The sequence below is a fragment of the Hyphomonas sp. genome (assembly GCF_016125515.1).
GTDB lineage: Bacteria > Pseudomonadota > Alphaproteobacteria > Caulobacterales > Hyphomonadaceae > Hyphomonas.
Genome location: NZ_WGLO01000002.1, coordinates 114,960 through 126,751 on the forward strand (window position 1 = coordinate 114,960; position 11,792 = coordinate 126,751).

The window sequence follows — 11,792 nt, forward strand, 5'->3', positions numbered from 1 at the left end:
GGTTTCCGTCAGAATGATCGGTCCAGGAAAATGGCATACGCCACGAACCATCGGCAATACGCAGGCAGAATGCCTGCAATTCCGGCCCGCAAGCTCGGGAACTGGAAGATGGCGTATGCCGACTTCCTGACCGCGCTGATGGCCTTCTTCTTGTTGATGTGGCTGGTCAGCGGGGTGTCCCCCGACGCGCGCAGCGCGATTGCGGCCAAGTTCAAGCTGCGCGAAGTTGCCAGCGCGCCGCTTTCCATTAACCCGGTCCCGGCTGAAGCGACCAACCTCTACAGCCTGCTGACCCTGACCGACGCCCTGCGCAAGGCGGGTGACAGCGTGATTCTGACCGCCGAACCGGACGGCGTGCGCGTCGATCTGGTCGATACATCGGGCCGTCCGCTGTTCCAGAGCGCCAGTGGCGCGCTGACCGACGAGGGCCGCGCCCTGGTGGCCGCTACGGCCCAAACCCTGGCGCCGCTGCCCAACCGGCTGTCCATCGAAGGCCATACGGATGCTTTTTCGCTGACCCGGGACGGCTATTCCAACTGGGAACTCTCGTCCGACCGGGCCAACGAAGCCCGCCGGCTGCTCGAAGCAGGCGGCGTGGCGCCGGAGCGAATCCGCTCGGTGAGCGGCCTTTCAGACACCCAGCCGCTTGATCCCGGCCAGCCGCACCTCGCACAAAACCGCCGGATCAGCGTGAAAGTGCACCTCGGCGCCGCAACGTGAGGCTTTCCGGCAACGCCGGTGTGTCTTTTTTGCCGCGCAGCGGGTTCCGCCCGGTTTTGGCCTCTTGGCGCTGGCCCGGCGCAGTGTATCGTCGGCAGTCATGAAGTTCTCGGATTCCCATCTTTTGCCGGCCGGCCTGGAACGGTCGCTGAGGTTCTACGTGACGAACCCCAGCCCGTGCCCCAATCTGCCTGACCGCAAGGAACGCAAAGCGTTTACGAATCTGGCGATTCCGGAAGCAGATGCGGTCCACAACGTGCTCAGCCAGTCGGGTTTCCGGCGCAGCCAGTCGATCGCCTATCGCCCCGCCTGCCTGCGCTGCAACGCTTGCCGCAGCGTGCGCGTGCCCGCCCGTGACTTCACGATCAGCCGCAATGACCGCAAGGTGATGGCAAAGAACAGCACGCTGGTGCGCCGTCCGGTTGTCTCGCAGGCCACGCGGGAGCAGTTCCGCCTGCTCAAGGCCTATGTCAAAACCCGGCACGACAATGGCGGCATGTCCGACATGACCTACCGGGATTACGTCGCCATGGTCGGCGGCAGCCCGGTGCAGAGCCTGATCTTCGAATATCGGGACGGGCCGGAAGAGTCCGCACCGCTGGTCGCCGCCTCGATCACCGACGTGCTGCGCGACGGCTTCTCGATGGTCTATACCTTTTTCGACCCCGAAATGGACTCGCGCAGCCTCGGCCACCATGTGATCCTCGATCACATCCGCCATGCGCAGGAGATGGGTCTTCCGCACGTCTATCTGGGCTACTGGGTCAAAGGCAGCCCGAAAATGGCGTACAAACGGCGTTATCAGCCACTCGAAGTGCTTGACGGCGACCGCTGGCGGCTCTTGAGAGACGACGAGTAAGCCACACGGCGAAACCGGTCCTGAAGAGGCCGGCGCCCGGCGCATGGGGAGGCGATCAATGATCAACCGGCGTAATCTGGTCGGCGCGGGGGCGCTTGGCCTGGCCGGCGCGGCTGCAACCTTTGCCAATCCGAAATCCGGCGCAGCCCTGTCCGGCCCGGCCATCAGCCGCAGCCGCCGCCGCTTCAACATGGTCACCACCTGGCCGAAGGGCCTGCCCGGCCTCGGCCGCGCGGCCGAGCGCGTGGCCGAGCGCGTGTTCGAGATGTCGGACGGGTTGATGGAGATCAAGGTGTTCGCGGCCGGCGAATTAGTGCCGCCCTTCGAAAGCTTCGATGCGGTCGCGAACGGCTCGGCCGATATGTACCACGGTGCCGAATACTACTGGACCGCCAAGTCCACCGCTTTTCCCTTCTTCACCGCCGTACCGTTCGGCATGACGGCGCAGGAAATCATGGGCTGGATCGATTTCGGCGGGGGGCAGGAACTCTGGGACGAACTCGCCGGCCAGTTCGGCATCAAGTCCCTGCAGGGCGCCAATACCGGCCACCAGATGGGCGGCTGGTTCCGCAAGGAAATACGTGGACTGAACGACTTCGTCGGCCTCAAGATGCGCATCCCCGGCCAGGGCGGCGAAGTGCTCCGCGCGCTGGGCGGCGCGTCGGTGGCCCTTGCGGGCGGCGAGATCTACCAGGCCCTCCAGACCGGCGCCATCGACGCCACCGAATGGGTTGGCCCCTGGAATGACTACGCGCTCGGCTTTCACCGCGAGGCGCCCTACTATTACGGCCCCGGCTTCCATGAGCCCGGCGCAAGCCTGGCCGTGGGCATCAACCGCGGCGTCTGGGACAGCCTGATCCCCAGCGAGCAGATGATCCTGCGGGCGGCCTGCGAATCCGTGAACCACACCTCGCTCGGCGAATTCACCTACCAGAACTCCGTTCACCTCGACCTGCTCGTGCGCGAGCACGGCACCCAGCTTCGTTCGTTCCCGGAGGATGTGGTGAAGCGGATGTCGGAAGCGGCCTATGATGTGCGCGCGGCCAGCGGCAAGGACGGGATCGAGAAGCGTATCTATGAGAGCTTCGAGGCTTCGCTGAAGCTGATGCGCGGATGGGCTGGCGTTTCGGATGGCCCGTACTACGCCGCCCGCGCGCTCGGCAAATAGGCCGGAGGCCCGGCATGGACACGACTGTCTTTCTCCAGATCGGCACCGGCCTGAAATGGGCCGGCATCGCCCTGCTGCCCTTATTCGCCTTACCGCTGATCGTCGTGGCGCTGCCGGGCGTGCTCGATGGCTTTGCCAAACGCCTCTCCGCTTTTATCGACCGGCTATCGGGCGCTGCGCTGGGCGCGGCCATGGTCAGCGGCCTGATCCTGCTCTTCGCGCAGCTGGCGGTCGTCGTGCTGCGCTATGCCTTTGGACTGTCCTTCACCTGGCTCAGCGAAATCGTAATGTATGCCTTTGCGGCGATGTTCATGCTGGGCTCTGCGGGCGCGTTGCGCGACAGCGCCCATGTGCGCGTCGATATCCTGCGCCCGCGCTTCGGCGAGACAGGACGCGACTGGATCGAACTCGCGGGCGCCTATCTCTTTCTCTTCCCGATCTGCATGCGGATCATCACCACCAGCGAAGCGGGGCTTGCCCGGTCCTGGTCGTTGCTGGAAGGCTCGCGCGAGTCCGATGGCTTGCCGATCCTGTTCCTGTTCAAGACGCTGGTGCCTGCACTGGCGGTACTGCTGATGGCGCAGGGCCTGTCGGAAAGCCTGAAGGCCGCGCTGCGCCTCACCGGCGCGCTGCCGCCCGAAACACCCGAACAACTGAACGCGGAGGCGGGCGGCCATGGAGCTTGAAGCCCTCCTCGCCATTGCAATGTTCGTGGCCGCCATCGGCGCGCTGCTCGCGGGCTATCCGGTTGCGCTGACGCTGGGCGGCGTTGCGCTGATCTTCGCGCTGGTGGGCATCGCGCTCGGCGTGTTTCCGGACTCCTTCCTGAAGGCCTTCCCGAGCCGGATTGAAGGCGGCTCGATCATGCAGAGCCAGACGCTGATCGCCGTGCCCCTGTTCGTGCTGATGGGGGTAATCCTGGAGCGGTCACGCGTGGCGGAAGACCTGCTCACCATCGCCAGCCGGCTGTTGGCCGGCGTGCGCGGCGGGCTCGGTTACGCCGTAATCCTCGTGGGCACGTTGCTTGCCGCTTCTACCGGCATTGTCGGCGCGACGGTGATCACCATGACGCTGATCGCCCTGCCGACCATGCTGCGTCAGGGCTATGACGTACGCCTCGCTACTGGCACCATCGCGGCGTCCGGCACGCTGGGCCAGATCATCCCGCCCTCCATCGTACTGATCCTCCTGGCCGATGCGATCTCGAACGCAGCGAGCCAGGCCAGCCTGCACACGGGCGCCGGCTCGGCCGTCGTCTCGGTGGGCGACTTGTTCGCCGGCGCGCTCATCCCCGGCCTGATTCTCGTGCTCTTCTATCTCGGCTGGGTGGCGCTGACCGCGATACGCCGGCCCGCCGCCTGCCCGCCTGCCGTGCTTGAAGAAGGCACCGCGCCGCTCACCGCGCGCGAGGTTGCCATCGGCCTCGGCGCGCCGCTGATGCTGATCTTCGCCGTGCTGGGCTCCATCCTCGGCGGCATCGCGCCGCCGACGGAAGCGGCCGCTATCGGCGCGGGCGGCGCGCTGCTGCTGGCGGGCCTCCGGCTCGCGCCGGATGCCAACAGCCGATTGACGCCCGTGATCCTCGCCGGCCTGTTCAGTCTGGTGATGATCCTGGTGCTGCGCAACACGCTGGACCTGCGGGTCGGCGACATCTCACATTCCGGCCTCGCCGCGACTGGCATGGCGCTAACGCTACTCGGCTGTCTCGCCTTCACGGCTTCGCTGATCGCGGGCGCGCTCGTGCTGCGCAAAGCCGCTCAGCTGTCGCCGGCCCTGAAGAGCACGGCGCATATCACCTCGATGGTGTTCCTGATCCTGATCGGCGCTTCGCTGTTCAGCCTCGTCTTTCGCGGATTCGATGGCGACGACCTGGTGGCCGAAGTGCTGCATTCCGTGCCCGGCGGCAAATGGGGGGCGTTGGCGATGACGCTGCTCGTGATGTTCGTCCTCGGATTTTTCCTGGACTTCATCGAGATCGTCTTCGTGGTCGTGCCGCTGGTTGCACCGCCGCTGATCATGCTCGGCTGCGACCCGGTGTGGCTGGCCATCCTGATGGCCGTGAACCTGCAGACCAGTTTCCTCACACCGCCGTTCGGCTTTGCGCTGTTCTACCTGCGCGGCGCGGCGCCGCCCGAGGTGAGTACGCTGCAGATATGGCGCGGTGCGATCCCCTTCATCGGCCTGCAGCTGTTGCTGATGGCGCTGGTGGCGGCGGTACCGGCGCTCGCTACCTGGTTGCCGGCGATAGCGGCGAACTAGGCAGATGGGACAGGATATCTCGCCCTTCCAGGCGATTGCCATCAGCCGCCGTGCGCATGAGATGAAGGCCGAAGGCCGGCGCATCCTGCACATGGAATTCGGCCAGCCCTCCACCGGCGCGCCCGGCGCCGCCATCGCGGCGGCACATGAGGTGCTGGACAAGGATGCAATGGGCTATTGGGAAAGCCCGCCGCTGAAGGCGCACATTGCCCGCCACTACAAGGACACCTACGGCGTCACCGTCGCGCCTGCGCGCATCGCGATCACGTGCGGCGCCTCGCCGGCGCTGGTACTGGCGCTCGCCACCGCGTTCAATCCCGGAGACCGGATCGCCCTCGCCCGCCCCGGCTATGTGGCCTATCGCAACACCCTCCGTGCCCTGAACCTTGTGCCGGTGGAAATCCCCTGCGGTGAGGCTGAACGCTTCCAGCTCACCGCCGCCGCGCTGGACGCGCTGGGTCCAGCGCCCGCGGGTGTGATCCTCGCCAGCCCCGCCAACCCGACGGGCACGATCATCGCAGAGGCCGAACTGCGCGCTATAGCCGACGTCGCCCGCAAGCGCGGCACACGGATCATCTCGGACGAGATCTATCACGGCCTAAGCTACGGCCCGAAGATCCATTCGATCCTCGAGTTCGAACCTGCCGCCTATGTTGTCAACAGCTTCTCGAAATACTTCTCGATGGCCGGTTGGCGCCTCGGCTGGCTCATCTCGCCGGAGGACGGCGCGGCGCGCACCGGCGCCTATATCGGAAATCTCTTCCTCACCGCGCCGTCGCTTGCCCAGCATGCCGGCCTCGTCGCCATGGACAGCCGCGATGAACTCGACGGCCATGTGGAGGTCTACCGCCGCAACCGCGCACTGTTGCTGGACGCCCTGCCGCGCCTCGGCCTCGAACGCATCGCCCCGCCCGACGGCGCCTTCTACATCTACGCCGACATCTCGCGCTTCACCGAGGACAGCCTCGCCTTCTGCATGAAGCTCCTCGAAGACACCGGCGTCGCCACTGCCCCCGGAGTCGACTTCGACCCCGTCGACGGCCACCGCTTCATGCGCTTCTCATTTGCGCTCTCAACGCCTGAGATTGAGGAAGCCCTCAGCAAGCTGGAGCCGTGGTTCGCGGCGCAGCCAAAACTCTGAAGCGGCGTTTAGGACGCACTCAGCCGGCAGCAAATCGCCGAAAACTGCCTTTTGCGCCTGGTAGAGTTTTCTCTGAACCGAACTGTCGATTGAGCGAGCCCGGTTCCGGGCTCAGAACTCGACGTAGTGAGTGCGGTACCGATTGACAGATCAAATGAAGAGAGGCCAGTGATCACGACTGGAAGCAGACTTTTGTGGGGTCTTTCATGGAAACCGCCCAAACCCCTTCTGCGCCAGAGATCGTCGTCATAGGGGCCGGCGGCGCCGGGATCGCCGCAGCCCACCGTCTGCAGGCTTTTGGCTTCAGCGTGCTTGTGGTTGAAGCCTCCGACCGGATCGGCGGACGGGCGTTTACGGAAAGCGAAACTTTCGGATTTCCATTCGACCATGGATGCGCCTGGCTGCAAGGCCCAGGCAATCTGCCCTACATCAGCGCTGCCCGCTCGGCAGGCTTCACTCTGATCGATCATGACGATCCGCCCGGCGCCCTGTTTTCAGGAGGCACGCGCGCCACGCCGGACGATGTAGCAAGATACGATCAGGCCGCGTCCCGCCTCAGGCAATTGCTTGCATCCCACGCAGACGATGTCGCCGCGTCGAGCCTGGTGAACTCCGGCGACCGATGGCTGGCCGCCGCTGCAACATGGCTCAGTGCAATGGATCACGGCGTCGATCTGACCGAGCTTTCGAGCGCCGACGTCGCGGTGTATGGCGCTTATGCGGTCAACGCCCTCGTACGTGAGGGCTTGGGGTCCCTCGTCGAGCAGTTTGCAACGGGCCTGCCCGTCCAGACAGGCACCGTCGTCACGGGTATCGACTGGTCGGGTACTGGGGCGACTGTACGTACACAGAAGGGCGATATCCGGTCGCAGGCTGTCATCGTGACGGTTTCGACCGGTGTGATGTCGGCGCGAAGCATAAGGTTTACACCGGACTTGCCCGCGGACGTCTGGCAAGCCTTTGACGACCTTCCCATGGGCCTGCTGACGAAGATCGCACTACAAACAGATGGTGCGCGCTTCGGTTTGCCGGAGAACGCCTTTGTCACGCGCGCCGTCGATGAACCCCTTCCGGCAAAGGCGGCCTTCTTTCTCTCTTTTCCTGCCGGATACGATCTCTGCGTCGGGTTCGTGGGCGGGAGCCGAGCCTGGGAGATCGAAAAGGCTGGCGAGGATGCCGCCATCGCCTTTGCAACCGAACAGCTTGCCTCGATCCTAGGCAGCGATATCCGCCGTCACATCCGCAAAGGCCGGATGACGAACTGGGGCAGCAACCCATGGACGCGCGGCGCTTATGCCGCTGCCCGGCCGGGACGGCACAAAGCGCGGGCCGTATTGTCCAACCCGCTTGGAGACAGGGTCTTCTTTGCGGGCGAAGCGCTGGGCGGCGCCTACCCTGCGCTTCTATCCGGCGCACATATCAGCGGCGACGCCGCCGCTCGCCGGGTTGCCAATATCCTTGCGGCAAAAACGAGCTAACCGAGGTGACTGCTTAGGGCCAATGCGGGTCGCTCGTCCGAGCTAAACCGGCTCCACGACCTTCGGCTTTGCCGTCCGGCGCACCTTTTCGCGCGCTTTCGGCTTGGGCAGCTTCCGGAAACGGCTTTGGCACCAGGCCCAACCGACGCCAACATCGATCAGCGCGTCCGAGCGCCCGCACGGGCAGGCAAACTCCCAGAGGTCAAGCACGCGGTAGGTCTCGCCGGCCACGAGGGGCACAGGCTCGCCCGTCACATGGTTCGGGGCGGCGTTGACGCACAAGACCAGATCGCCGGGACCTAAAGCATCGCTCATCGTCCGGCTGCTTTACCACAAAGCCCCGCGCCGGGCCATGTCGTCTGACGCCCGGGCGCGGCTGAAGCCGCTTATGGCTCGCACGCGCCCCAGAAGCTTTCCAGGCCGGGAATGTCGCCGGCGGTCAGCACCTGTTCGGGCACGAACACCTGGAAATCGGTTTCCGGCTGCACACGGATGTACAGCGTGCGCGCCAGGCTGCCCGGTGTTTCCTCCGGCTCGTTCCAACAGCCGGGCGCGATGGCGCCGAAGGTCAGCTCGTTCTCGCCCGGCGCTTCAGTCTTGAGGCGCACAAGTTCCCGGCTGAGCGCGGCGAGGCGTTCGGCATCCTCGGGCTTGGTTGCGTAGGTCCAGATGGTGAAGCCGTCCTTGGCCTCGCTGGCCAGGAAGGGACTGTCATATCCCTCGGTGGTCTCCAGCGCGAAGGATTGCGCGATGTCGACCCCGAGACGCGGGCTGATCACGTTGATCTGCAGCACGGCGCCGTCGTCATAGGCGCGGAAGGTCGACGGGATGCGCATGGCCAGCGCGATGCGGGAGAGGTCCAGCTGCGTCGGGTCCACCTGAGGCTCGGGCGCGGCTTCCGGCGCCATCTGCGGCGTGGTCGTCTCGACCGGCAAGGGCGTGTCCGAGGTACTCGTCTCCGTCTTGGGCGAACAGGCCGTCAGCAGGGCGAGAACGGCGATGAGGGCAAGACGCATGGCGGCCTCCTTTGCGGATGAAACGCGGCATGCTCACCCGAAATCGGTCCCCGCGTCCAGCGCCGGAAACCGCAAGGCGAACAAAATGCGGCGGAACCTGTGGGTCCCGCCGCATCATGTGACAACGATTTCATGCAGGCCTAGAAGCTGACCTTCGGCGGCTCGTCCAGCGCGGCGCGGCTCTCCACGCCGACATCGAAAAACTCGCGCGGCTCGAAATTGAAGCTGCCGGCGATGAGCGATCCCGGGAACTGTTCGCGCGCAGTGTTGTAGTCCTGCACGGCGGAGTTGTAGAAGCGGCGCGCCGCGGCGAGCTTGTCCTCGATATTGGACAGCTCGGACTGCAGCTGCAGGAAGTTGGTATTGGCCTTCAGGTCCGGATAGGCCTCGGCCAGTGCGAACAGCTTGCCGAGCGCCTGGCTGAGGGCGCCTTCCGCCTTCGACATATCGCCGGCCGTGTTGGCCGCCTGGGCCGCGTTGCGCGCCGCGATCACCTGCTGGAAGGTTTCCTGCTCGTGGGCGGCGTAGCCCTTGACGGTCTCGACGAGGTTCGGGATCAGGTTCTGGCGCTGCTTCAGCTGCACGTCGACATCGGCAAAGGCCTGATTGACCCGCTGCCGTTTCATGACGAGGCCGTTGTAGATGAGGATGATGAGGCCGATGACGGCAACAATCACCGCTAGAACGATAAGCACTGAATTCATGGGGCGCCCCTTCGGAAGACCTTGTTGTCCAAGGCCTAACCGCCAAGGCGTTGCGGTGCAAGGAAATCTCCCCTCAAATGGCGGCATGGAACCGGACCTGAACCCGGTCTCGCCACCCCTGCTCTGTCCGCCGCGCCCGCGTTGCCGATGCTGACCGGCGCCCTCGTCCTGCTGTCGACCGTGGCGTGCCTCGTTGCGCTCGCCCGGCCGAAACTGCGCCGCGCACCGGGCTGGCGAGCGACCGTGACACCGCTCGCTTCGATCATCGGCAGCGGGTTTCTGGTGCTGGGTCCGATCCTGAACGCATCCTACGGAAAGTATGCGCCTCTGGTGATGGTCGCGCTCTGCGCTGCCGCCTATGCCTTCGGCTCAGCGATCCGGTTCAACATCACCAATATTGAAGACCGCCCTGTGCGGTCCGCGCTGGAACAATCCATCGAGCGGGTCGCCTCCGGCATGCTGGCCTTCGCCTACTGCATATCGGTGGCCTATTACCTGAACCTGTTCGGCGCGTTCGGTGTGAAAATGACGCCGCTCAACGACCCGGTCTACGGCAAGGCGCTGACCAGTGCGGTCCTGCTGCTGATCCTGGCGGTCGGTTGGCTGCACGGCTTTGCCGCGATGGAGCGGATGGAACAGTTCACCGTCAGCCTCAAGCTCGGCATCATCGCGGGGCTTCTGGTCGGGCTGGTGGTGTATTTCGCGAAACAGACGGCTGCAGACGAGTTGATGGTGCTGGCGCCGAGTTCCACCGGATGGGCGGGCATCACGCTCGCCTTTGGCCTGATCGTCACCGTGCAAGGCTTCGAGACATCACGCTATCTCGGCGACGAATACGATGCCGGGCTGCGCGTGCGTTCGATGCGCCTGTCGCAATGGATCGCAACCGGCATCTACCTCGCCTACGCCCTGCTGCTCACCTACGCCTTTGACGCCAGCGGCATACCGCTGACCGAAACGGCGATTGTCGATCTGCTGCGTGTCGTCACGATCGTTCTGCCAATGCTCTTGGTCATTGCGGCACTCGCGGCGCAGTTCAGCGCGGCGGTGGCTGATACGAGCGGTGCGGGCGGCCTGGTGGCGGAACTGTCGAAAGGTCACATCCCGGCCCGGATGGCTTATCTGGGACTGGTCGTGATCGGTCTTGCGCTGACCTGGTTCGTGCATATCTTCGAGATCATCAACTACGCCTCCAAGGCCTTCGCGCTGTACTACGCCCTGCAGTGCGCCATCGCGGCACTCGGCTGTTTCAAGGAAACAAACCAACCCTGGCGCGGCGGATTCTATGCCGGTTGCAGCGGTCTGGCGCTAGCCGTCGTGGCCTTCGGAAAGGCCGTCGAAGGCAGCGGCTGACCGCATGTACCGCTAGCCCTTTTTGCCGGAGGCGATAGTCTGTGCGTCATGACTGACGCCGACGCCCTCGCCCACATGGTCCGCAGCGCTTACCGTGTCGCCGTGTTCACCGGCGCAGGGATCTCGACCGAATCCGGCATCCCCGATTTCCGCTCGCCGGGCGGAGTTTGGTCGAAGATGCAGCCGATCATGTTCCAGGATTTTGTGGCCTCCCGGGACAAGCGCCGCGAAGCCTGGACGCGCGTCTTCAATAAGACGGCCGGCTGGACCGGAGCCAAGCCGAATGCCGGCCATTTCGCCGTGGCCGAGATGGTGAAGGCCGGCAAGGTTGCCGCCGTGATCACCCAGAACGTTGATAACCTTCACCAGGATTCCGGCGTGCCGGAAAAGCAGGTGATCGAAGTGCACGGCAATGCCACCTATGCGAAATGCCTGAATTGCGGAAAGCGCTACGAACTCGAAAGCCTGCGCCACCGCTGGGAAGCCGACGAGGACATCACCTGCATTTTCTGCACGGGCCTGATCAAGACCGCGACCATCTCCTTCGGCCAACCGATGCCGGAAACCGAAATGGAGCGTGCCAGTGAAGAGGCCGTGTTGTCAGACCTCTTCCTCGTGCTCGGCTCATCCCTCGTGGTCTATCCTGCCGCAGGCCTGCCGGTCACCGCAAAACGCGCCGGCTCGGCGCTGGTCATCATCAACCGCGAACCGACGGATCTCGATCCGTATGCAGACCTTGTTCTGAACACCGAGATCGGACCGCTGATGACAGACGTTGTGGCGCGGCTTTAGACTTGGCGTGCATTTGCACCGTCATAGGCGGTGAACTTCCGCTCGATCAGCCCCAGCGACCGCGCGGCTTGCCGCCATGGCTCGATGTGCGCGGCCTTCAGGTGCGCCATCAGGTTCGCCTCGTCGGGCCATTCCTCGGAAAACCGGATCAGGCCGGGAACGAACAGGTCTTCAGCGACATCATAGGATATGCAGCCATCCCGCGCCTGGGTTGCCTCAACGAGGGCCTTCAGGTGCGGACGGACCGAGGGGAGGTTCTCGGGCGGAAACCGGAGATATCCAACAACGATCACGCTCACGGT

13 protein-coding genes are annotated in these 11,792 nt (G+C 64.7%); 9 read left to right on the forward strand and 4 right to left on the reverse strand.

The window, feature by feature from the left end; genetic code table 11:
* Positions 1 to 69: 69 nt before the first annotated feature.
* The 7 genes from GC148_RS02625 to GC148_RS02655 all read left to right on the forward strand — a co-directional run bounded on the left by GC148_RS02625 (position 70) and on the right by GC148_RS02655 (position 7,625).
* Positions 70 to 720, forward strand: coding sequence for an OmpA family protein (locus GC148_RS02625; protein ID WP_291068476.1), 651 nt, complete (start codon positions 70 to 72; stop codon positions 718 to 720).
* A gap of 100 nt (positions 721 to 820) precedes the next feature.
* On the forward strand, positions 821 to 1,579 hold the full coding sequence (locus GC148_RS02630; RefSeq protein WP_291068477.1) for an arginyltransferase: 759 nt from the start codon (positions 821 to 823) through the stop codon (positions 1,577 to 1,579).
* A gap of 58 nt (positions 1,580 to 1,637) precedes the next feature.
* Positions 1,638 to 2,747 (forward strand): TRAP transporter substrate-binding protein, encoded by a 1,110-nt coding sequence (locus tag GC148_RS02635; protein ID WP_291068478.1) that lies wholly within the window; start codon positions 1,638 to 1,640, stop codon positions 2,745 to 2,747.
* 14 nt (positions 2,748 to 2,761) lie between these two features.
* Positions 2,762 to 3,433: a TRAP transporter small permease subunit gene (locus GC148_RS02640; RefSeq protein ID WP_291068479.1), complete on the forward strand. Its 672-nt coding sequence runs from the start codon at positions 2,762 to 2,764 to the stop codon at positions 3,431 to 3,433.
* Positions 3,423 to 5,006, forward strand: a complete 1,584-nt coding sequence (locus GC148_RS02645) for a TRAP transporter large permease subunit (RefSeq protein ID WP_291068480.1) — start codon at positions 3,423 to 3,425, stop codon at positions 5,004 to 5,006. The genes GC148_RS02640 and GC148_RS02645 overlap by 11 nt, the downstream gene beginning before the upstream one ends.
* 4 nt (positions 5,007 to 5,010) lie before the next feature.
* Positions 5,011 to 6,147 (forward strand): aminotransferase class I/II-fold pyridoxal phosphate-dependent enzyme, encoded by a 1,137-nt coding sequence (locus tag GC148_RS02650; protein WP_291068481.1) that lies wholly within the window; start codon positions 5,011 to 5,013, stop codon positions 6,145 to 6,147.
* Positions 6,148 to 6,353: 206 nt separating this feature from the next.
* Positions 6,354 to 7,625, forward strand: coding sequence for an NAD(P)/FAD-dependent oxidoreductase (locus GC148_RS02655; RefSeq protein ID WP_291068482.1), 1,272 nt, complete (start codon positions 6,354 to 6,356; stop codon positions 7,623 to 7,625).
* A 42-nt stretch (positions 7,626 to 7,667) separates the two neighbouring features.
* Here the strand turns inward: GC148_RS02655 and GC148_RS02660 are convergent, their stop codons facing one another.
* The 3 genes from GC148_RS02660 to GC148_RS02670 all read right to left on the reverse strand — a co-directional run bounded on the left by GC148_RS02660 (position 7,668) and on the right by GC148_RS02670 (position 9,345).
* Positions 7,668 to 7,940: a hypothetical protein gene (locus GC148_RS02660; protein WP_291068483.1), complete on the reverse strand. Its 273-nt coding sequence runs from the start codon at positions 7,938 to 7,940 to the stop codon at positions 7,668 to 7,670.
* Between the two features lie 71 nt (positions 7,941 to 8,011).
* On the reverse strand, positions 8,012 to 8,641 hold the full coding sequence (locus tag GC148_RS02665; RefSeq protein WP_291068484.1) for a hypothetical protein: 630 nt from the start codon (positions 8,639 to 8,641) through the stop codon (positions 8,012 to 8,014).
* 140 nt (positions 8,642 to 8,781) lie between these two features.
* Positions 8,782 to 9,345, reverse strand: coding sequence for a LemA family protein (locus GC148_RS02670; RefSeq protein WP_291068485.1), 564 nt, complete (start codon positions 9,343 to 9,345; stop codon positions 8,782 to 8,784).
* Positions 9,346 to 9,492: 147 nt separating this feature from the next.
* Here GC148_RS02670 and GC148_RS02675 point away from each other — a divergent pair, with 147 nt between their 5' ends.
* Both GC148_RS02675 and GC148_RS02680 read left to right on the forward strand, forming a co-directional pair.
* Positions 9,493 to 10,698, forward strand: coding sequence for a hypothetical protein (locus GC148_RS02675; protein ID WP_291068486.1), 1,206 nt, complete (start codon positions 9,493 to 9,495; stop codon positions 10,696 to 10,698).
* 48 nt (positions 10,699 to 10,746) lie between these two features.
* Positions 10,747 to 11,490 (forward strand): Sir2 family NAD-dependent protein deacetylase, encoded by a 744-nt coding sequence (locus GC148_RS02680; RefSeq protein ID WP_291068487.1) that lies wholly within the window; start codon positions 10,747 to 10,749, stop codon positions 11,488 to 11,490.
* On the opposite strand, the gene GC148_RS02685 is transcribed toward GC148_RS02680, so the two are convergent.
* The gene (locus GC148_RS02685; protein ID WP_291068488.1) at positions 11,487 to 11,789 is read right to left on the reverse strand and encodes a putative quinol monooxygenase; all 303 of its coding nucleotides are present in this window, start codon (positions 11,787 to 11,789) and stop codon (positions 11,487 to 11,489) included. The genes GC148_RS02680 and GC148_RS02685 overlap by 4 nt on opposite strands.
* Between the last annotated feature and the right edge of the window lie 3 nt (positions 11,790 to 11,792).

Coding starts and splice junctions, on each gene's coding strand:
- GC148_RS02625 (WP_291068476.1), top strand. CDS start 70: ATGCCTGCAATTCCGGCCCGCAAGCTCGGGAACTGGAAGATGGCGTAT.
- GC148_RS02630 (WP_291068477.1), top strand. CDS start 821: ATGAAGTTCTCGGATTCCCATCTTTTGCCGGCCGGCCTGGAACGGTCG.
- GC148_RS02635 (WP_291068478.1), top strand. CDS start 1,638: ATGATCAACCGGCGTAATCTGGTCGGCGCGGGGGCGCTTGGCCTGGCC.
- GC148_RS02640 (WP_291068479.1), top strand. CDS start 2,762: ATGGACACGACTGTCTTTCTCCAGATCGGCACCGGCCTGAAATGGGCC.
- GC148_RS02645 (WP_291068480.1), top strand. CDS start 3,423: ATGGAGCTTGAAGCCCTCCTCGCCATTGCAATGTTCGTGGCCGCCATC.
- GC148_RS02650 (WP_291068481.1), top strand. CDS start 5,011: ATGGGACAGGATATCTCGCCCTTCCAGGCGATTGCCATCAGCCGCCGT.
- GC148_RS02655 (WP_291068482.1), top strand. CDS start 6,354: ATGGAAACCGCCCAAACCCCTTCTGCGCCAGAGATCGTCGTCATAGGG.
- GC148_RS02660 (WP_291068483.1), bottom strand. CDS start 7,940: ATGAGCGATGCTTTAGGTCCCGGCGATCTGGTCTTGTGCGTCAACGCC.
- GC148_RS02665 (WP_291068484.1), bottom strand. CDS start 8,641: ATGCGTCTTGCCCTCATCGCCGTTCTCGCCCTGCTGACGGCCTGTTCG.
- GC148_RS02670 (WP_291068485.1), bottom strand. CDS start 9,345: ATGAATTCAGTGCTTATCGTTCTAGCGGTGATTGTTGCCGTCATCGGC.
- GC148_RS02675 (WP_291068486.1), top strand. CDS start 9,493: ATGCTGACCGGCGCCCTCGTCCTGCTGTCGACCGTGGCGTGCCTCGTT.
- GC148_RS02680 (WP_291068487.1), top strand. CDS start 10,747: ATGACTGACGCCGACGCCCTCGCCCACATGGTCCGCAGCGCTTACCGT.